Source organism: Pseudomonas nitroreducens (assembly GCF_010994165.1).
Classification (GTDB): Bacteria; Pseudomonadota; Gammaproteobacteria; order Pseudomonadales; family Pseudomonadaceae; genus Pseudomonas; species Pseudomonas nitroreducens.
Genome location: NZ_WMBX01000003.1, coordinates 396,709 through 414,704 on the forward strand (window position 1 = coordinate 396,709; position 17,996 = coordinate 414,704).

The following is a 17,996-nucleotide window of genomic DNA, read 5'->3' on the forward strand; positions in this document are numbered from 1 at the left end:
GGCACGGCGCTCACGCAAGGTAGGCCAGGAGGCGGCTCAGCAAACCCAGGGCGATGACTACCGCGAGCAGGCCTCCCATCATCAGCCAGGGTTTGAACGGCGCGCGTTCGACCTGGTGCACGGGGGAGCTGAGGTAGTGATCGACCTTCTGCTGGTCTTCGGGGCTCAGGCGACTGGGCATGGGCGGCCTCCGTTTATAATGTCGAGCATTCTAGTAGGGCTTGGGCGGCCTCTCAATGCGCCGCCGATCAATGCAGCATTGCATGAGCGCCTATTTACAGGCCGACGCCCATGTCGAAAAGGATGCTTCGGCCCAGGCTGCCGCGCAGGAAATCCGGCGCGTCACTGTGGGCGAACAGCACGCGGGCAAAAGTCGGCCCGACCACCGACAGCGAGCGCCAACCCTGGCGCAGGTACTCGGTGGGCGGCGGAAATGGCGTGTTGAAATCGGGCGTCTCGCGCTTGAGGCTGACGAAGGCGAGCAGGTCCAGCTCGCGCGGGTCGATGCCGCGCTCGGTGTAGTTGTGTGCCTTCTTGCGCAAAGTAGGCGCGAGGCGCGCCTGCAGCTCCGCGCAGGGAATCCGCCGTGGTCGCTGCTCTCGGCGAATCAGCTGGTTGAGGCTCTGGGCCATGCGCCGGCGCAGCAGTTCTTCCTTCCATTCCTCGTTGAGCCGGCGGCCCTGGTCGAGCACGAAGAACACCTCGAAGGTCGCGTCGCGGAACAATACGTCCGGCGGCTGCTGGGGCGGCGCAACGAAGTCTTCCTGGCGATACGGTACCTTGAGCGCCTGCAGCAGTCGCTGGCAGGCCCAGCACTCCCGTTCCCACTTGCGGGCATTGGAGAGGAAATCGTTGGCTTGTTCCGCCTGGCGCGTCAGCAGGCGCAGATAGTCGGACTCGTTCATGCCTCAAGCATAGTTGCTGCGAAGCGCGGGCGGGTGGCGGGGGCGCGTGTAGACTGTTGCCAATCTTTGATGTTCGGGGCGAGGGGCAAGCGTGAAACGACTGCTGAGTGGGTTTGTGTTGATGATAGTGGCGAGCTTTGCGGTGGCGCAGGAGTCGCCAGCCATCGGTTGGACGCTGCTGGACCAGTTCGACAAACCCTACACGGCGAACGCCGATCTGAAGGTGCTGCTGGTCGCCCACGACATGGCCGGTTCGAAGCTGGTAAAAGCGGCTCTGGCGGATCGTCCGCAGGGTTACCTGGAGTCGCGCAGCGCCGCTTTCGTCGCTGACATCAGCCGCATGCCGGCACCGATCTCGAGCATGTTCGCCATCCCCGCGATGCGCGACTACTCCTATCGCGTGCTGCTCGACCGCGAGCCGCGCGTGGCCAGTCGCTTCCCCGCCACGGCGGATGCGGTGACCTGGTTGCAGCTGGAACAGGGCAAGGTTGTCGCCAGCCATAGCTTCGACTCGGCGGATGCCCTGCGCCAGGCGCTTGAGCGGGGCGCACCGTGATCGCCGCGCAGCTGCTGTCCGAAGAAACTCTCGAACTCGGCTGGGCGATCTACCTGCCCATCGTCGCCTGGGCCATCTGGCGCGCGCCGTGGCTGGAACTGGTCAGCGATTTTCGCCGTCAGCACCTGGTGTTCGGCACGATGCTCGGGCTATTCCTGCTCTGGCTGGTACGGCGGGATTTTGCTTCCGGGGTGTCCTTCCACTTCATCGGCATGACCGCCGTGACTCTGCTGCTGGACTGGCCTCTGGCGATTATCGTCGGGCTCGTCGCACAGGTCGGCCTGTGCCTGATCGACCGCCAGGACTGGGCGGCTATCGGCGTCAACGGCATCCTGCTGATCCTGATTCCGGTGCTGATCACCGAGGTGGCGGCGATCCTCGTCGAGCGCCGGCAGCCGCGCAACCTGTTCGTCTACATCTTCTGCTCGGGCTTTTTCCCCGCTGCGCTGGCCGCGCTGTGCAGCCTGATGCTCGGGCTCGGCCTGTTGTGGATGGACGGGCTGTTCCCGATGCCGCCGTGGATCGAGGACTTCATCGGTTACCTGTGGCTGATCATGTTCCCCGAAGCCTTCATCAACGGCACCATCGTCACCGGACTGGTGGTCTTCTACCCGGACTGGCTGGAGACCTTCAATCGCACGCGCTACCTGCAGGCGCCGTGGAAGGATGACGATGAACCACGTTGATGTTCGGCCATCTGCGAGGCCCATGCCCCCTGTGGCTTGATCCAGGTCAGTTCGGAAACCTCCTACGATCAGGGAAGCTTGGCCCCCCTTCGCAAGGAGATTGCCAATGAGCATTCACAGCTGGGCCGAGCAACGCCTCCACGAACTGCTGGTCGAGGCGGAAGCGTCCGGCCAGGACCCGCAACTGGTCGTGCGTGCACTGCTGAGCGCCGTGGTGCAGGCCAACTCGCAGGTCCGCACACAGGAAGACCTGGGGCATGAACTGCATTTTCTCGCCGACAACCTGGATGAGGAGCGGGACTACGCCTTCATGCGCCCCTGATTGAAAACCCCGCATTCGCGGGCCTTGGCTTTTCTGTAGGAGCGAGCTTGCTCGCGAACGCTTTTTAGGCAGCCTTCGTGATTGGGCGGTCCGCGAGCAAGCTCGTTCCTACAAAGAGTCCTGTGGCCTGAAGTGGCGCACAAAAAAGCCGCCTCTCGAGGCGGCTTTTTCACGGATCAATGCCCGCGCGGCGGCTTTTCCAGATCGCCGGAGAACAGCTCGTCTTCCTGGTTGTCACCGGGAATAGCGTGTTCTTCCGCCGCCCAGGCGCCAAGGTCGATCAGCTTGCAGCGGTGCGAGCAGAAGGGACGGAATTCATTCTTGGCGCTCCATTCAACAGGGGCGCCACAGGTGGGGCATTCCACGGTCAGGGGTTGGCTCATGGTTGTCCTCCACGCAGGCCTAGATAGAACTGATGCAGACGCTCGACCTGCTGGTGCAGGTAGCCGAGGTCGCCATCGTTGAGCAGCACGTCATCCGCGTGCTTGAGTCGGTCGTCGCGCAAGGCCTGGGCCTTGAGAATCGAACGGACCTGTTCTTCGGACACCTTGTCCCGGCGCATGGTGCGCTCCAGTTGCAGGTGCTCGGGGGTATCCACCACCAGCACGCGCTGGGTCATACGGTGCTGTCCGGACTCCACCAGCAGCGGCGAGACCAGGATGGCGTAGGGGGATTGCGCCTGCGCCAGGTTGCTGGCGATCTCCTGGCCGATCAGCGGGTGCAGCAATTGCTCCAGCCAGCGTCGCTCATCCTCTGCCTTGAAGATGCGCTCGCGCAGGGCGGCACGGTTGAGTTGACCGTCCGGCAGCAGCATGGCTTCGCCAAAGCGCTCGACGATCCGCGCCAGGGCAGGGCGGCCGGGTTCCACCACCCAGCGCGCAGCGTGGTCGGCGTCGACCATGTGTATGCCCAGCGAGGCAAAATGCTCGGCGGCGGCGCTCTTGCCACTGCCGATGCCGCCAGTGAGGCCCAGAATCCAGGGTTTCATCGTTCTCCTTTCTGCCGGCCCGGTGGCCGTCACAGGCGCCGAGGGAAGTCGGCGCCGGAGAAGGCTAGCGGAAACCGGCGAACTGCAGATAGGTCGCGGTTATTTGATCACCCCAGAGCAGCGCAATCCAGCCGGCGATGGCCAGATAGGGGCCGAAGGGGATCGGCGTACTGGTTTCGGCGTTGCGCAGGCGCAGCGTGATCACGCCGAGTACGGCGCCGACCAGCGATGACAGCAGGATAGTCAGCGGCAACACCTGCCAGCCGCCCCAGGCGCCGAGCATGGCCAGCAGCTTGAAGTCGCCGTAGCCCATGCCTTCCTTGCCGGTGACCAGCTTGAACAGCCAGTACACCGACCACAGGCTCAGATAGCCGAACACCGCGCCCCAGAGCGCATCGCCCAGATTGGTAAAGAGCCCGAAGTGGTTGACGATCAGCCCCAGCCAGAGCAGCGGCAGCACCAGGGCGTCCGGCAGCAACTGGTGATCGACATCGATCATGCTCATCGCCAGCAGGCCCCAGGTCAGCAGCAACATCGCTCCGGCCTGCCAGCCGAAGCCGTAATGCCAGGCGATGAAGGCCGACAGCACCCCGCAGGCCAGCTCGATCAGCGGATAGCGCTTGCTGATCGGCGCCTTGCACGACGAGCACTTGCCGCCCAGCGCCAGCCAGCTGACCACCGGGATGTTTTCCCACGGTTTGATCTCATGGGAGCAGTGCGGGCATTGGGAGTTGGGCAGCACCAGGTTATAGGTCGGTCGCTTCTCGCCCTCCGGCAGGCCCAGGGTTTCCCGCGCCTGCTGCTGCCAGTCCAGCTCCATCATTCGCGGTAGACGATGGATCACCACGTTGAGGAAGCTGCCGACCAGCAGGCCAAGGAGGGTGACGCAAAAAACAAAGGCCAGCGGGGTGCTGGCCAGAATGTTGATCAGGGACATTAAACGACGGAGCCCAGTTGGAAGATCGGCAGGTACATCGCGATGATCAGGCCGCCCACCAGCACGCCCAACACTGCCATGATCAGCGGCTCCATCAGGGTGGTCAGGTTATCGACGGCGTTGTCGACCTCTTCCTCGTAGAAGGAGGCTACCTTGTCCAGCATGGCGTCGAGGGAGCCGGACTCTTCACCGATGGCTGCCATCTGAATCGCCATGCTGGGGAATACGCCGGTGGTGCGCATGGAGAAGTTCAGCTGGGTGCCGGAGGAGACGTCCTGCTTGATGCGGTAGACGGCATTGCGGAACACCACGTTGCCGGCTGCACCGGCCACTGAGTCCAGCGCTTCCACCAGCGGAACGCCGGCGGCGAAGGTGGTGGCGAGGGTGCGGGCGTAACGGGCGACGGCGGATTTGTAGATGATCTGGCCGATCACCGGGATCTTCAGTACACCGCGGTCCACAGCATCACGGAACTTCTCCGAGCGCCGATGGGCCTGGCCCAGCGCGAACCCGATGCCGAAAAGCACGATCAAGACCACGAACCACCAGGTCTGCAACGCCTCGGAAATGTGGATTACGAACATGGTGAAGGCTGGCAGTTCGGCGCCGAACCCCTGGAATACCGACTGGAACTGCGGCACTACCTTGATCAGCAGGATCGCCGAAACAATGACAGCCACCACGATCACGGCGATTGGGTAGGTCATGGCTTTCTTGATCTTGGCCTTCAGCGACTCGGTCTTTTCCTTGTAGGTCGCCACGCGGTCGAGCAAGGTTTCCAGCGCACCTGACTGCTCGCCGGCGTCGACCAGGTTGCAGTAAAGGTCGTCGAAGTACTGCGGCTTCTTGCGCAGGGAGTTGGCCAGGCTGTTACCGGATGCAACTTCCTGCTTGATCTCCTCGACCAGCTTGCGCATGTTCGGGTTATCGAAGCCCTCGCCGATGATGTCGAAGGACTGCAGCAGCGGCACGCCCGAGCCCATCATGGTGGCCATCTGGCGGGTGAACAGCGCGATGTCCATGGGCTTGATCTTCTTGCCCGCGCTGAGCAGGGACATGCCCTTCTTGCGTACCTTGGTCGGGTTGATGCCCTGCTTGCGCAACTGCGCCTTGATCAAGGCAGTGTTCGCGCCGGAAAGCTCCCCTTTGACCTTCCCGCCCTTGCGGTCCGTGCCTTCCCAGGTAAAGACGCCCATCTTTGCTGCTTTATCCGCCATGGATTAATCCTTGGTCACGCGGTTGACTTCCTCGAGGCTGGTGATGCCTTGCATGGCCTTTAGCAGGCCCGAGGTTCGCAGGTCATTGAAGCCTTCTTTGCGGGCTTGCTCCGCGATCTGAATGGAGTTGCCTTCCTCCATGATAATGCGTTGCAGTGCGGGCGTGATTTTAACCACTTCATAAATACCCAAGCGGCCCTTGTATCCACCCTTGCAATTGTCGCACCCGACCGGCGAATAGAGCTTGAAGGTGCCGATCTTGTCCGCGGGGAAGCCTTCATGGAGGAGCGCTTCCTGCGGCACATCATGTTCTTTCTTGCAGTGCGGGCAAAGTTTGCGGGCCAGACGCTGGGCAATGATCAGGTTGGTCGAAGTCGCCAGGTTGAACGAAGCAACGCCCATGTTCAGCAGGCGGGTCAGGGTCTCCGCGGCGCTGTTGGTGTGCAGCGTCGACATCACCATGTGGCCGGTCTGTGCGGCCTTGATGGCGATTTCGGCGGTTTCCAGGTCGCGGATCTCGCCGACCATGATCACGTCCGGGTCCTGACGCAGGAAGGCGCGAAGCGCCTGGGCGAAGTCCATGCCCTGGCGTGGATTCACGTTCACCTGGTTGATGCCTTCCAGGTTGATTTCCACCGGGTCTTCGGCAGTGGAAATGTTGATGTCCGGGGTGTTGAGAATGTTCAGGCCGGTATAGAGCGACACGGTCTTGCCGGAACCCGTAGGGCCGGTGACCAGAATCATGCCTTGTGGCTGCTTGAGTGCATCCAGATAGAGTTGCTTCTGCGCTTCTTCGTAACCCAGCGCATCGATGCCCATCTGCGCGCTGGAGGAATCGAGGATCCGCATCACGATCTTCTCGCCCCATAGGGTGGGCAGCGTGTTGACGCGGAAGTCGATGGACTTGGACTTCGATACCCGCATCTTGATGCGGCCGTCCTGCGGTTTGCGGCGCTCCGAGATATCCAGGCCGGCCATTACCTTCAGGCGTGCGGAGATGCGGCTGGCCAGCTGGATCGGCGGCTTGGCGGTTTCATGCAGCATGCCGTCGGTACGGAAGCGGACGCGGTAAATCTTCTCGTAGGGCTCGAAGTGCAGGTCGGAAGAGCCGCCCTTGATGGCGTCCAGCAGCATCTTGTTGACGAAACGCACCACCGGCGCATCGTCGGCGTCGCCACCAATGGGTTCGTCCTTGGCCCCAGGATCTCCACTCTCGATGTCCAGACCTTCGAGGTCCACGTCGCCGAGGTCTTCGAGGCCGCTGTTGGCGCTTTCGAAGAGCTTCTCGATGGCCTCGCCCAGCTTGTCATCTTCGACCAGGATGGCTTCGGTGGTCAGGCCGGTGCTGAACTGGACGTCGGTGATTGCCTGGTGATTGGTCGGGTCGGAGAGACCGACGAAGAGCTTGTTGCCGCGACGCCAAAGCGGCATCACGCGGTGTTGGCGCACCAGCTTTTCGCTGATCAGCTCCTTGGGCAGGCTTTCCTTGTCGAGCGAGGAGAGGTCGAAATAGGCAACGCCAAACTGGTCGGCCGCTAGCTCGGTCAGCGGCTTGCTCTTTACCAGCTTGCTCTGGACCAGGTAGGTCACCAACGACAGCTTGTTGCGTTGGGCCTGTAGCTGCGCCTGCTGGGCGCTCTTTTCATCCAGTAGCTCGGCAATCACCAGTTGGCGAGCGAGCCCGGACAGCACGACTTGATCGTTCATGGGAAATGCCCAGCAATGAATTGGTTGCCTTATAACGCAGATGCCCAAGTCTGCCAAATTGACATCAAGGGGCTGTCAAATTTTGTCACTTCCTGCGTAATTTTCTCTCGATCTACTTCCTACTCTCCTACAGGGTAGCGGTTTTCAGGGTGTAGGAGATTTGGCACGGAAGCTGCTTCATCGGAATCAGGTCCAACGACCTCTTCTACAAACCTGGAGAGAATTATGAAGGCTCAAAAAGGCTTCACCCTGATCGAACTCATGATCGTGGTTGCAATCATCGGCATCCTGGCCGCCATCGCTATCCCGGCTTACAGCAAGTACCAGGCTAAGGCCAAAGTGACTGCTGGCCTGGCTGAGATCTCTGCTGGTAAGACTGCTTTCGAAACCAAGCTGAACGAAGGTGATACCTTCAACACCGCTGCTGACATCGGTCTGCAACCTACTACCGCCAACTGCGCCATTTCGGCTAGCTCCACCAACGGCACAATTACCTGTGTACTGCAAAGTGCTCCTACTCAGGTTAACGGTCAAAGCATCATTTGGACCCGTACCGCGTCCACTGGTGAGTGGAAGTGCTCCACCAACACTATTGATGACGAGTACGCTCCGAAAGCCTGCCAGTAATAGCGGGTTTGAAAAATGGACCGCATTAGCGGTCCATTTTTTTATCTTGATTCGAGGGGATAACTCTGAGACGTAACCTGCTATTCCTTACGACAGCTGCCGCTTGGGCAGTTTGTCTGTTCCTGGCCTATTCCTTGGGGCTTTCCGGAACGTTCTATTACGACGATATTCGCCCCCTGTCGGGTTTGCCTGCGGTTACTGACCTCCCTTCTTCGATGATCTACGCCTTGGGTGATATTTCCGGGCCCCTCGGGCGGCCGCTTAGCATGCTTAGTTTCCTGTCCAATCGGCATGATTGGCCGAGTAATGTTTCAGGCTTTCTGTTGATCAATATTCTTCTGCATATAGTCAATGCGGGACTGGTCCTTCTTCTTGCTCGGGCTCTGCTATTGCTGAGGGGGTCGCCTCGGGCATCTGCGAACTACCTTGCTCTTTTGATAGCGGCTCTCTGGTCTGTATTACCGATTCAGGCCACCACTTCGCTGATTACAGTTCAGCGCATGACGGGGCTGTCTGCACTTTTCGTATTTCTGGGCGTGCTCACTTACGTGTATGCCTTGCGCCAGTTGAATGAGCGCAAACTGTCCAGCGTATTGCTCCCATTCTGCGCTCTTGGCGGCATGACCATACTGTCCATGCTGGCCAAGGAAAACGGCGCGCTGCTGCCGGTCTTCGTTTTTGCCTTGGAACTGACTCTGCTGGCTGGCGTTGTATCTACGGCGCCGTGGCGGACGCTTCGACTCTCGCTTACTGGGGGCGCCACATTCGCGTTGCTGGCTTATTTGGTACTCAGGAGCTTTAGCAGCACGGATTATTCCGGTCGTGATTTCACCCTGGAGCAGCGTTTGCTGACCGAGCCAGTGGTGTTGCTCGACTATCTACGGGCCGCATTCCTGCCCGATCCCTTCTCGATCAGCCCTTTTCATGATCAATATCCTGTCCAGAGAACGCTAACGTGGGGGAATGGGCTGGCAATACTGGCTCTGATCGTCAGCTTGACGATATCCCTCAAACTGCGCCGTCGTCTGCCGGTGCTTACCTTCGCCGTACTTTGGTACCTGGCTGCGCATTTACTGGAGTCGACGGTTGTCGGCCTCGAGTTGTACTTCGAACACCGCAACTATGTCGCCCTGTTTGGCCCTTGCGTGGCTATCGTGTGGGGTGCATTTGGCCTGGCGCAGCGTTATCGCAAGATCGCCCTTGGCGTCGTCGCTGCCTATTGTGTCGGGATGCTCGCTGTTCTGTGCCAGGTGACGTCGCTATGGGGCAAGCCGCTGGATGCGGCTCTGGTCTGGTTCGACTCGGCACGTGGATCATCTCGCGCGGCAGAGCACCTTGCCTTGATGTTCCTGGACAAAGGTAAGGTCTACGAAGCCGGCCGCGTGATGGAGATCCAGTCCGAGCGCTGCCCTGATTGCGTCGGTTCGGCAGTGCAAGCCATGTTGCTGTCCTGCATCGAAGGGCGAGAGTCCGATGTTCGCCGTCACTACGAACAGGCGTTGAGCCTTGCAGCCAAGCCTGACTTAGGCAGTGCGCCCTCCGCACTGACAAGTACCTTTAAGCAAGTGGAATCAGGCCTGTGCAAGGCGCTGAGCTTTGATGATCTGCAGCGACTGCTCCTGGCGATGGCATCGTCGCAGGAGAAAGGCGGCGCCACCGGCTATCTGTTGCATCTTTACTCCAACCTCCAGCGCTTGGCCGTTGAGCGGGGAGATGATCAGACGGCCATGCTCTACCTGCAGAAGGTCTGGGTCATCAAGAACGATCCCGGAGTTGCCGAGGTGCTCGTCGGTTACTGGATGCGCCAGGAAAAATATGATGAGGCGCGTCAGTTCGTCGGGAACGAGATGTGCCGAAGCCTGCCTCGCAATCCCTGGCTGGCCGATGCCCGGCGAGAGCGCTGTGCGGCAGCAATGGTGCACATCGAGAAAGAGTCTATGAAGCGGAAGGAGGGGTAGGTGCAAGAACGCGGGAGCAATATCTCGATCATTTTGCCGGCCAAGAACGAAGCGCAGGGCCTCTCGCTGGTATTGCCGGAGTTACGGCAGTTGTACCCGCAAGCCGAAATCATCGTGGTGGATGATGGCTCCAATGATTCCACCTCCGCCGTAGCAGCAGAGCATGGTGCCAATATTGTTCGCCATCCCTATAGCAAGGGGAATGGTGCCGCGATCAAAAGTGGTTTGCGCAAGGCGGCCAGGGAGATCGTAGTCTGCATGGATGCCGACGGTCAGCATCGTCCTGCCGATATCGAGTCGCTGCTGAGCAAGATCGAGGATGGCTACGACCTGGTGGTGGGGGCTCGCTCGGGGACCGCGCAGGCCGGTGTTCACCGAGGTCTCGCCAACGCCTTTTACAATCGCCTGGCGAGTTGGATGGTAGGGCAGCCGGTTGCGGACCTGACTTCCGGGTTCCGTGCAATGCGCCGTGCGCTGGTCGAAGAATTTATCTGCCTGTTGCCCAACGGATTCTCTTACCCGACGACTACAACGATGTGCTTTTTCCGCGCAGGTCATTCAGTGGCCTATGTCCCGGTGGACGTGAAGCCTCGTCTGGCTGGCACGCAGAGTCATATCAAGCTGGTTCGCGACGGTGTCCGCTTCCTGATGATCATCTTCAAGATCGGCACCCTATATTCGCCGCTGAAGATTTTTCTGCCTATCAGCGCCAGCTTGTTTTCCTTAGGGTTGGGGTACTACCTGTACACTTTCATCGAGTATTCGCGCTTTACCAACATGAGTGCGCTTCTGTTCACGACATCGATCATGGTCTTTCTGATGGGGCTTGTATCCGAGCAGATTACCAATCTGCTCTACAGCCGGACCGGTGACTGAGGTGATCTACGTCGTGCTGGGTACCAAGGCACAACTGATCAAGATGGCGCCGGTGATGATGGAGCTGCGCGATCGTGGTGTCCCGTACCGCTTCATCTCAACCGGCCAGCACAAAGACACGACCGGCGATATTCTGGAGAACTTCCAGGTTGCTGGCCCGGAGCAGTTTCTGTACGAAGGACCGGACGTCGTTTCGATCCGCCAGATGCTGATGTGGTCGATGAAGGTAGTGTTTCGTGCTTTCCGTCACCGGCGAAGCCTGTTTCCCAAGCGCAACGGATTGGTTCTGGTTCACGGCGATACTGCTTCAACATTGTTGGGTGCGCTCATCGCCAAGATGGCAGGGCAGAGGATCGGCCACGTTGAAGCCGGTTTGCGCTCCTTCAATTACTTTCACCCATTTCCGGAAGAGTTGATCCGAATGGTTGTAGGTCGCATGGCGGATGTTCGTTTTTGTCCGGGAGAGTGGGCGCTCGGTAACGTGGCGAAGTATGGCCGTGGACGAAATGTCGATATTGGTGGGAATACGCTGCAGGACTCTCTGAGGGTGATGCTGAGCCAGCCGCAGGACTTCGAGTTGCAGACTCCAGCCAAGGACTTCGGCATCGTCAGTATTCACCGCTTCGAGAACCTGAAAACCAAGGAAGCCTTGCTTCGTATCGTCGAATTGGTCGAACTGGTGGCGGGCCAGTTCCCGCTGCTCTTCATCCTGCACAAGCCTACCGAACGCAAGCTGCGGCAGCATGGGCTATTTGAGCGGCTGTCCCGGTTACCTGGTGTTGAGTTTCGCCAGCGCTATGACTACTTGAGCTTCATGCATCTGGTGAAGGCCGCCCGATTCGTGGTGAGCGATGGCGGCAGCAACCAGGAAGAATGTTTTTACATGGGCAAGCCGCTGTTGCTGTTGCGGGCCGCAACGGAGCGCAAAGAAGGCCTGAATGACAACTGCACCTTGTCCGAGTACCGGCCGGAGCGAGTTTTGGCCTTCATGAGCTCGTTGAAAGACGGAGTCCCTCGCGAGAGGCTGCTATTGGACGGTTCACCCTCCGCACGCGTCGTGGATATTTGTCGGGAGTACGTTGCTTCGTGATGCCCCGATACGCCATTCGCTTGGATATCGATACCACAGTCTGCGCTCGTCGACTCGGTGAAGTCCTTGCGTTGGGGGAAGGCTTGGGGATCCGCTTCACGATCTTTGCCAACATGGGGCGTTCTGTCAGCCTCTCCGCTGCTCTTCGCAGGCGTATTGCCCGCAATCGCGGGACCGAGCTTTCGATCGCGATGCCGGCCAAGCTTTCTATTCGCAGCAAGATTGGTTGGCTGGGAGTGCTCGAGAGTGTCTTCCTCAATCCGGAACTGCATAGGCTATCCGGGCTTGCGATGCAACGGGCCCACCGGTATGGCCATGAGGTCGGGTTACATGGGGGGCTCAATCACAGTCTTTGGCATTTTGCAGCGCCTACCATGTCGGCCGATGAAATGCGTGGCTTTCTTATGCCGGCTGTGGATCGCTATCGCCAGCTTTTGGGCGGCGAAGAAGCGTTCGGGTTTTCCAGTCCTGGTTTCTCGGTGAACGAGACGGCCTATGCCTTGCTTGCCGACGCAGGGTGCGGTTACTTGTCCGACTTCATCGATCCACAGGGCGCGATAGTGCGACGTGAATGTGGACTGCCCGATATACCAGTGACGCTGTCAGCTGCCAACACGGTCGATTTCCTGGAGTCGTACGTGGCATCCGGAGAGTGCTGTTCAATGGAGCGCGCCATTGAGCAAAGCATCGGTGCCTCGGGTTTTGGTGTGTACTACTCGCACCCATGCTTCATTGCTGGCAAGGGGCGCCAGGCTTTTATCTCATTCATCCAGGCGTTGAAGGAGCAGGCCACGATCGTCACCATGCGCGAACTGCTCTCATAACGGCGGCGCAGGCGCCAGGCGTCTCAGGTAAAGCGAGAAGATCGCTGCCAGAAGCAAGGTCAGCCCGAGCTGGACAGCTCGATCCAGCAGCAGCGCGGCCAGCAAAGGGCCTTGATCCAGCCCAAGCCATGCCCCCATTGCCGTCAGAGAGAGTTCCTTGTATCCGAGGTTGCCAGGTGTCAGCGACACGATGGAAAGCAGCACGCTGGCCGTGCTGATAAGTATGCAGTCGGTCAGATCGAAGGTAAGGCCCACGCCCGAAAACAATGCATAGGTGATGGCTGTCGAAAGGGCGATCTGCAGACCGTTGAGTCCTATGAGCTTCGTCAGGTCCTGCCACTGCAGCGCTTGAAATGGGGCTGTCAGTTCCTGAACCCAGGCAGTGCGCGAGCGGCTTAGCCGAGGCAGGTATAGAAGCAATGCCATACCGCCCAGTATTCCCGCTCCGGCCAAACTCAGCAGCAGGCTGTTGGGGATCAGGGCCGGCTCGATGGACAACGCCAGTACCGTGATGGCTACGTTGCAGATAACATTCAGGATCGAGGCTATGGAGAACTGCGAGGCGCTTTGCTTGACCGAAATCTGCAGATGCTTCTTCAGCAGGAGAGCTCGGCTACCGAACTGGGCAAGGCGCAAGGGAGCGATATAATTCCAGGCACTCGATATCTGATTCACCCCGACGAAGAAGAGTAGGCTCCCGGATGCATTAATCTTACTGCTGAGGTGCTTGAGCATCAGTGCATTGGTTAAGTGAAACAGCAGATAAAGTGCAATGATATTGACGGTGGCGGTCAGCGGAAATGACGCTAGTCCCCCAAGGGCGTCCTTGTGTAAATAACACAAAAGCAGAAAGACGATCGCGGTGACCGGCCCTATGCCTCTTCGTATCAGTTTGCCAATTTGCATTTGACGAATTCGATGAGTGGTTTGGCGTCACTCCGGCTGAAATGAGCGAAGACCAGGTGACCTTTGCCCAGAACTGTCCTGATAGCATCGAGCCTTGCTTTGCTTGAAGCCTTTATGAACGCCACCGGCATACCTTCATGGATCCAGACGACTTTGCCTTTGGGGGCCGGCTGGAGCTCAGGTGTTTTTCCTAACAAGATGTCCCGGTAAGCCTGTGAGAAGTTGATCCCCAGCTTGCTTCCCATGGCGTGCTGCAACCAGAAGCGACCGTTGATTTCCAGCAGCCATAGTTCGCCGTCCTGAAGTATGGCCTCCAGCTCGAATATTCCTTCGTAATCGAGAAACCGCAGTGCCTGTTCCGCGAGCGAGCGAAGGCGGCTGATGAGTTGCTCTGAGTCGATTGTAGTAACCAGAACTGCCGTGCCGCCGGGATGCGGGTATTCCAGAACTTTGCGAGTGCCGATGCTGGTCATGAGTGATCCCGCAACAAAGAGTCCGGATATCGACAGATGATTACGCAAATCTGAGTTCAAACGCTGCTGTGTAACGTGAGTGCCGGGGGCGATGGCGTGGCCGTCAAATCCTTTCTCGGAAACCTTGCTGCCAATGAAAGCTCGGCGTGGTTTGACAATTTGCGAGTCGGAAACGGACGCGTCTCTCGCTGCGCAGGTATAGGGTACTCGGAAGTGTGGACTCATCACTTCGAAGAACTTGAGCTTGTCGAGCAGGATGTCCGCGCAGTCGCAGGACTTCTGGAAGAAGAGGAATCCGTTTTGCCTGAGTGTCTGTGCTTCCCGAAGAATGAATTCCAACCAGAAGTCGCTGGTTGGGTAAAGGATCTGAGGGGAGGCACACGCCAGGTCAAGGAGCGCCCGCAAAATGTCTTCCGACGCGCTTGAATCCAATGTGATCGTTCTTGCGTGCCTGGTCGCATGTCCCGGTGCTCGCGCCTGGATATCCAGCAGGATGGTATCGGGCGAAGCGAGCTGACGGCAAACCGCCAGTGCGTTCGCGCTGCCTCCCAGGACGATGTGTCTCATGGCTTGATGATCAACACCAACTCGTTGGCGAAGACTCTCGATCGGTGCAGTTTCACGAGCTTAACGGCAGGCAGCAGCCAGGAGACATTTCTGCTGAGGAAGTTCTCCAGCATGTTGTCGTAGGCGATGACCTCATACGGCAGACCTGTCTGTTCACCGATTGCCTGCAAGTCTGCCCACGTATAACGCCGGAAGTTAAATATCTTTTTTCCAAACAGCCGTTTGAGCCGACTAGCCAGCCCATCGAGGAAGTTGTGCTGATTGTGAGCAAATGTGAACGCGACTTTTTCGGTGACACGCAGTTGCTCATTCACGATGCGCAATGCGTCAGCATTATCGAAAAGTACAATAAGTCCCGAATGGAATGTCACCGCAAACTGTTTCGCCGCAAAAGGTAATGCGAAGGCATCTGCTACACAGGATTTCACCTGTGCGAGTGCCGCGCCGCGCATGGCTGATTCATTCAGGTCAGTAGCAATACAGGTTTTTCCGGGGAACCGATTGGCCAGGTAAATTGAGTCTTTCGCGCTGAAAGAGCCTTCCTCCAGAAAGTTTTCCACCTGCTCATGCAAGCCGGTTCGAATAAGGTACTCGGCAATGAACATACCGCGCTTCGGGCGGCCCTTCTGATAGGTGCGAATGTTGTTTTCGTACAAGTCGCTCCAATCCATACCGCGAGTATCGGGCATATCTGCTCTCAAGCTTGGACAGCTTTTTCAAAGGGGAAAACGCCGCGAGTATCCACGATCAGTCGTGCGTGTCGGCCAATTTCGGCATAGTCGAACGCATCATGGTCGGTCGCCAGTACGACACAGTCGAACGTGTTCAGGCTGGCAGGCGTCAGGCTGATCGATTCGAGGTCGAAGCTGTAGTCGCGCTTGTTCGGGAAGCTCGGGACGTGGGGGTCGGAGTACTGGACTTCGGCGCCGCGCTGTTCCAGCAGGGACATGATCTCGACCGCCGGCGATTCGCGGGTGTCGTCGATGTTCTTTTTGTAGGCCAGGCCGAGGATCAGCACCCGGCTACCGTTTACGGCTTTCTTCCGGCTGTTCAGCGCGTCGGCGACTTTTTCCACCACCCAGTGCGGCATGTAGTGGTTGATCTCTCCCGCCAGCTCGATGAAGCGTGTATTGACCCCATACTCCTTGGCCTTCCAGGTCAGGTAGAACGGGTCGATAGGGATGCAGTGGCCGCCCAGGCCGGGGCCTGGCGTGTAGGGAACGAAACCGAAGGGTTTGGTGGCGGCGGCGCGGATCACCTCATGGATGTCGATGCCCATCTTGTCCGCGACGATCTTCATCTCGTTGACCAGGCCGATGTTCACGGCGCGGTGGATGTTTTCCAGCAGCTTGGTCATTTCCGCGGCGCGCGGGCTGCTCACGGGGACCATGGTGTTGATGGCGTGGGCGTAGATCGCACTGCCCAGATCCAGGCAACTGGCGGTCATGCCGCCGATGACTTTCGGGATGTCGCGGGTTCCGAAGCGTGGATTGCCGGGGTCTTCCCTTTCCGGGGAAAACACCAGCGCGCAGTTCTCGCCGGGAATGAAGCCCTGGCGGGCCAGGCGCGGAGCGAGCTCTTCTTCGGTGGTGCCTGGCCAGGTGGTGCTTTCCAGGCTGAGCAGCTGTCCTTCGCGGAAGTACGGAAGAATCGCTTCGGTGGTGTTGATGACGAAGCTCAGGTCCGGCTCGTGGTGGCGGTCCAGAGGGGTCGGTACGCAGATAATCAGCGCATCCGCTTCATGGCTGCGGGAGAAGTCACGGGTGGCTTCGAACCCCGACGTTCTGGCGGCCTGGATCAATTCGGGACCGAGACGCTCGATATAGCTGCGACCTTCGTTCAGGGCGCTGACTTTGGTTTCGTCGATGTCGAAACCGATGACCTTGATGCCCACTTCAGCAAAGCGCAGCGCAAGGGGCAGGCCGACATAGCCCAGGCCAAAGATACCCACGACAGCGGTTCCGGCGGATATCCTGGTGCGGAGTTGGTCGAGTGCGCTCATCGAAATGCCCGGGTAGAAAGAATTCGGCCATTCTGGCGAGTTTTGCTGGTCGTGGGAATTCTCTGAAACGCAGGTGAGACAATATGTGACTGATCTCTCGCCCATTACCGGCGGAACCAGGGTAATTGCCTAGTTGCAGGGGGGATGGTAGCTTACGCCCGCCGCCGGTGTAGCTCAGTCGGTAGAGCAGCTCATTCGTAATGAGAAGGTCGGGGGTTCGATTCCTCTTACCGGCACCATCTTCAGCAAAAAGCCCCGCTCTCGAGTGGGGCTTTTTGTTTTCCGGCAGATGGGAAGTCAGGCGTAGCCGTTGGGGTTCTGGCTCTGCCAGTTCCAGGCGTCGCGGCACATGTCTTCGATGTCGCGGGCGGCGCTCCAGTGCAGTTCTGCGCCCGCCAGGGCCGGGTCGGCGTGGTAGCTGGCGATGTCGCCGTCACGGCGGGGGAAGAACTGAAAGGGCAGTTCGCGGCCGCAGGCCTTTTCATAGGCGCGGATGATTTCCAGCACGCTGTAGCCGCGGCCGGTGCCGATGTTGAAGGTCTTCGCGCCGCTGGCGCCGTCCAGCCAGCGTAGGGCGCTGAGGTGGGCGTTGGCCAGGTCGACGACGTGCAGGTAGTCGCGCACGCCGGTGCCGTCCGCGGTGGGGTAGTCGTTGCCGAATACGCGGATGAAAGGCTGCTTGCCGGTGGCGACCTGGGAGACGTAGGGCATCAGGTTGTTGGGGATGCCGCTGGGATCTTCGCCGATGCGCCCGCTGGCGTGGGCGCCCACCGGGTTGAAGTAGCGCAGGATGGCCATTCTCCACTGCGGATCGGCATGGGCGATGTCGCGCAGGGCGATTTCGGCCATCAGCTTGGATTGCCCGTAGGGGCTGGCGGGGCCGGTGGGCGCGTCTTCGCGGATCGGGCTCTCGGCCGCCAGGCCGTACACCGTGGCCGACGAGCTATAGATGAATCGCTTCACGCCGTGGCGTTGCATGACCTGGCACAGGGTGACGGTGCCGGTGAAGTTGATCTGGTAGTAAGCGATAGGGTCGGCCACCGATTCGGCGACGGACTTGACGCCGGCGAGGTGGATGGCCGCGTCGATGGCGTATTCGTTGAACAGCCGGTCGAGGGTGGCCTCGTCGCGGACGTCGCCCCTGAAGAAGGGAATGCTTTGTCCGGTGAGCTGCTCGATGCGCTGTAGCGGGATGGTCGAGCTGTTGCTCAGGTTGTCGAGCACAACGGGTCGATAACCCTGTTCGATCAGTTCCAGACAGATATGGGAGCCGATATAGCCGCAGCCCCCGGTCAGCAGAATCTTGCCCGCCATTGCGCCAGTGCCTCCTTTCGCCAGCTGTAGGAAAGCGCCTA

At 59.3% G+C, this 17,996-nt stretch carries 20 protein-coding genes and 1 tRNA gene; 9 read left to right on the plus strand and 12 right to left on the minus strand.

From position 1 onward, the window contains the following. Window positions 1-10: 10 nt before the first annotated feature. Both GJV37_RS15175 and GJV37_RS15180 read right to left on the minus strand, forming a co-directional pair. The gene (locus tag GJV37_RS15175) at window positions 11-181 is read right to left on the minus strand and encodes a DUF3094 domain-containing protein (protein WP_037011479.1); all 171 of its coding nucleotides are present in this window, start codon (window positions 179-181) and stop codon (window positions 11-13) included. Window positions 182-275: 94 nt separating this feature from the next. After that, window positions 276-905, minus strand: coding sequence for a DUF1780 domain-containing protein (locus GJV37_RS15180; RefSeq protein WP_024765640.1), 630 nt, complete (start codon window positions 903-905; stop codon window positions 276-278). A gap of 121 nt (window positions 906-1,026) precedes the next feature. Here GJV37_RS15180 and GJV37_RS15185 point away from each other — a divergent pair, with 121 nt between their 5' ends. The 3 genes from GJV37_RS15185 to GJV37_RS15195 all read left to right on the plus strand — a co-directional run bounded on the left by GJV37_RS15185 (window position 1,027) and on the right by GJV37_RS15195 (window position 2,469). Next, complete coding sequence (locus GJV37_RS15185; protein WP_037011476.1) at window positions 1,027-1,461, plus strand: hypothetical protein; 435 nt, start codon at window positions 1,027-1,029, stop codon at window positions 1,459-1,461. Next, the gene (locus tag GJV37_RS15190; RefSeq protein ID WP_024765638.1) at window positions 1,458-2,147 is read left to right on the plus strand and encodes an energy-coupling factor ABC transporter permease; all 690 of its coding nucleotides are present in this window, start codon (window positions 1,458-1,460) and stop codon (window positions 2,145-2,147) included. Before GJV37_RS15185 ends, GJV37_RS15190 begins: the two co-directional genes overlap by 4 nt. 106 nt (window positions 2,148-2,253) lie before the next feature. Next, the gene (locus GJV37_RS15195) at window positions 2,254-2,469 is read left to right on the plus strand and encodes a hypothetical protein (protein WP_193452700.1); all 216 of its coding nucleotides are present in this window, start codon (window positions 2,254-2,256) and stop codon (window positions 2,467-2,469) included. Between the two features lie 176 nt (window positions 2,470-2,645). On the opposite strand, the gene yacG is transcribed toward GJV37_RS15195, so the two are convergent. The 5 genes from yacG to pilB all read right to left on the minus strand — a co-directional run bounded on the left by yacG (window position 2,646) and on the right by pilB (window position 7,318). Continuing rightward, on the minus strand, window positions 2,646-2,852 hold the full coding sequence (gene yacG, locus GJV37_RS15200) for a DNA gyrase inhibitor YacG (protein WP_024765636.1): 207 nt from the start codon (window positions 2,850-2,852) through the stop codon (window positions 2,646-2,648). Continuing rightward, window positions 2,849-3,457, minus strand: a complete 609-nt coding sequence (coaE, locus tag GJV37_RS15205; RefSeq protein WP_170859556.1) for a dephospho-CoA kinase — start codon at window positions 3,455-3,457, stop codon at window positions 2,849-2,851. Before coaE ends, yacG begins: the two co-directional genes overlap by 4 nt. 64 nt (window positions 3,458-3,521) lie before the next feature. Then, on the minus strand, window positions 3,522-4,394 hold the full coding sequence (locus GJV37_RS15210; protein ID WP_170859555.1) for a prepilin peptidase: 873 nt from the start codon (window positions 4,392-4,394) through the stop codon (window positions 3,522-3,524). Continuing rightward, window positions 4,394-5,611 carry a type II secretion system F family protein gene (locus GJV37_RS15215; RefSeq protein ID WP_170859554.1) on the minus strand — a complete coding sequence of 406 codons (1,218 nt, stop codon included), beginning with the start codon at window positions 5,609-5,611 and terminating at the stop codon, window positions 4,394-4,396. The genes GJV37_RS15210 and GJV37_RS15215 overlap by 1 nt, the downstream gene beginning before the upstream one ends. Window positions 5,612-5,614: 3 nt before the next feature. Continuing rightward, the gene (gene pilB / locus GJV37_RS15220; protein WP_170859553.1) at window positions 5,615-7,318 is read right to left on the minus strand and encodes a type IV-A pilus assembly ATPase PilB; all 1,704 of its coding nucleotides are present in this window, start codon (window positions 7,316-7,318) and stop codon (window positions 5,615-5,617) included. 225 nt (window positions 7,319-7,543) lie between these two features. On the opposite strand from pilB, the gene GJV37_RS15225 reads away from it, so the two are divergent. The 5 genes from GJV37_RS15225 to GJV37_RS15245 all read left to right on the plus strand — a co-directional run bounded on the left by GJV37_RS15225 (window position 7,544) and on the right by GJV37_RS15245 (window position 12,693). Next, window positions 7,544-7,945 (plus strand): pilin, encoded by a 402-nt coding sequence (locus GJV37_RS15225; protein WP_170859552.1) that lies wholly within the window; start codon window positions 7,544-7,546, stop codon window positions 7,943-7,945. Window positions 7,946-8,211: 266 nt separating this feature from the next. Further along, complete coding sequence (locus tag GJV37_RS15230; RefSeq protein ID WP_170859551.1) at window positions 8,212-9,903, plus strand: hypothetical protein; 1,692 nt, start codon at window positions 8,212-8,214, stop codon at window positions 9,901-9,903. Next, a complete protein-coding gene (locus tag GJV37_RS15235) occupies window positions 9,904-10,779 on the plus strand; it encodes a glycosyltransferase family 2 protein (RefSeq protein WP_170859550.1) in 876 nt (291 codons plus the stop codon). A 1-nt stretch (window position 10,780) separates the two neighbouring features. Continuing rightward, on the plus strand, window positions 10,781-11,869 hold the full coding sequence (locus GJV37_RS15240) for a UDP-N-acetylglucosamine 2-epimerase (protein ID WP_170859549.1): 1,089 nt from the start codon (window positions 10,781-10,783) through the stop codon (window positions 11,867-11,869). After that, the gene (locus tag GJV37_RS15245) at window positions 11,869-12,693 is read left to right on the plus strand and encodes a polysaccharide deacetylase family protein (protein ID WP_193452701.1); all 825 of its coding nucleotides are present in this window, start codon (window positions 11,869-11,871) and stop codon (window positions 12,691-12,693) included. The genes GJV37_RS15240 and GJV37_RS15245 overlap by 1 nt, the downstream gene beginning before the upstream one ends. Here the strand turns inward: GJV37_RS15245 and GJV37_RS15250 are convergent. Genes GJV37_RS15250 through GJV37_RS15265 form a run of 4 tightly spaced genes read right to left on the minus strand, consistent with a single transcriptional unit; the run spans window position 12,688 to window position 16,641 of the window. Next, window positions 12,688-13,599, minus strand: a complete 912-nt coding sequence (locus GJV37_RS15250; RefSeq protein ID WP_170859547.1) for a lysylphosphatidylglycerol synthase domain-containing protein — start codon at window positions 13,597-13,599, stop codon at window positions 12,688-12,690. The two genes, GJV37_RS15245 and GJV37_RS15250, sit on opposite strands and share 6 nt — an antisense overlap. Then, complete coding sequence (locus GJV37_RS15255; protein WP_170859546.1) at window positions 13,581-14,639, minus strand: ATP-grasp domain-containing protein; 1,059 nt, start codon at window positions 14,637-14,639, stop codon at window positions 13,581-13,583. The genes GJV37_RS15250 and GJV37_RS15255 overlap by 19 nt, the downstream gene beginning before the upstream one ends. After that, on the minus strand, window positions 14,636-15,328 hold the full coding sequence (locus GJV37_RS15260) for a class I SAM-dependent methyltransferase (RefSeq protein ID WP_170859545.1): 693 nt from the start codon (window positions 15,326-15,328) through the stop codon (window positions 14,636-14,638). Before GJV37_RS15260 ends, GJV37_RS15255 begins: the two co-directional genes overlap by 4 nt. Before the next feature lie 8 nt (window positions 15,329-15,336). Then, a complete protein-coding gene (locus tag GJV37_RS15265; protein WP_170859544.1) occupies window positions 15,337-16,641 on the minus strand; it encodes a nucleotide sugar dehydrogenase in 1,305 nt (434 codons plus the stop codon). A gap of 163 nt (window positions 16,642-16,804) precedes the next feature. Here GJV37_RS15265 and GJV37_RS15270 point away from each other — a divergent pair. After that, window positions 16,805-16,880, plus strand: a tRNA-Thr gene (locus GJV37_RS15270). Between the two features lie 58 nt (window positions 16,881-16,938). On the opposite strand, the gene galE is transcribed toward GJV37_RS15270, so the two are convergent. Beyond that, window positions 16,939-17,955: a UDP-glucose 4-epimerase GalE gene (gene galE, locus GJV37_RS15275; RefSeq protein WP_170859543.1), complete on the minus strand. Its 1,017-nt coding sequence runs from the start codon at window positions 17,953-17,955 to the stop codon at window positions 16,939-16,941. Window positions 17,956-17,996: the final 41 nt, after the last annotated feature.

Coding starts and splice junctions, on each gene's coding strand:
- GJV37_RS15210 (WP_170859555.1), bottom strand. CDS start 4,394: ATGTCCCTGATCAACATTCTGGCCAGCACCCCGCTGGCCTTTGTTTTT.
- GJV37_RS15245 (WP_193452701.1), top strand. CDS start 11,869: ATGCCCCGATACGCCATTCGCTTGGATATCGATACCACAGTCTGCGCT.
- GJV37_RS15215 (WP_170859554.1), bottom strand. CDS start 5,611: ATGGCGGATAAAGCAGCAAAGATGGGCGTCTTTACCTGGGAAGGCACG.
- GJV37_RS15260 (WP_170859545.1), bottom strand. CDS start 15,328: ATGCCCGATACTCGCGGTATGGATTGGAGCGACTTGTACGAAAACAAC.
- GJV37_RS15255 (WP_170859546.1), bottom strand. CDS start 14,639: ATGAGACACATCGTCCTGGGAGGCAGCGCGAACGCACTGGCGGTTTGC.
- GJV37_RS15225 (WP_170859552.1), top strand. CDS start 7,544: ATGAAGGCTCAAAAAGGCTTCACCCTGATCGAACTCATGATCGTGGTT.
- GJV37_RS15175 (WP_037011479.1), bottom strand. CDS start 181: ATGCCCAGTCGCCTGAGCCCCGAAGACCAGCAGAAGGTCGATCACTAC.
- GJV37_RS15185 (WP_037011476.1), top strand. CDS start 1,027: ATGATAGTGGCGAGCTTTGCGGTGGCGCAGGAGTCGCCAGCCATCGGT.
- GJV37_RS15180 (WP_024765640.1), bottom strand. CDS start 905: ATGAACGAGTCCGACTATCTGCGCCTGCTGACGCGCCAGGCGGAACAA.
- coaE (WP_170859556.1), bottom strand. CDS start 3,457: ATGAAACCCTGGATTCTGGGCCTCACTGGCGGCATCGGCAGTGGCAAG.
- GJV37_RS15250 (WP_170859547.1), bottom strand. CDS start 13,599: ATGCAAATTGGCAAACTGATACGAAGAGGCATAGGGCCGGTCACCGCG.
- GJV37_RS15265 (WP_170859544.1), bottom strand. CDS start 16,641: ATGAGCGCACTCGACCAACTCCGCACCAGGATATCCGCCGGAACCGCT.
- GJV37_RS15195 (WP_193452700.1), top strand. CDS start 2,254: ATGAGCATTCACAGCTGGGCCGAGCAACGCCTCCACGAACTGCTGGTC.
- GJV37_RS15230 (WP_170859551.1), top strand. CDS start 8,212: ATGCTTAGTTTCCTGTCCAATCGGCATGATTGGCCGAGTAATGTTTCA.
- pilB (WP_170859553.1), bottom strand. CDS start 7,318: ATGAACGATCAAGTCGTGCTGTCCGGGCTCGCTCGCCAACTGGTGATT.
- yacG (WP_024765636.1), bottom strand. CDS start 2,852: ATGAGCCAACCCCTGACCGTGGAATGCCCCACCTGTGGCGCCCCTGTT.
- galE (WP_170859543.1), bottom strand. CDS start 17,955: ATGGCGGGCAAGATTCTGCTGACCGGGGGCTGCGGCTATATCGGCTCC.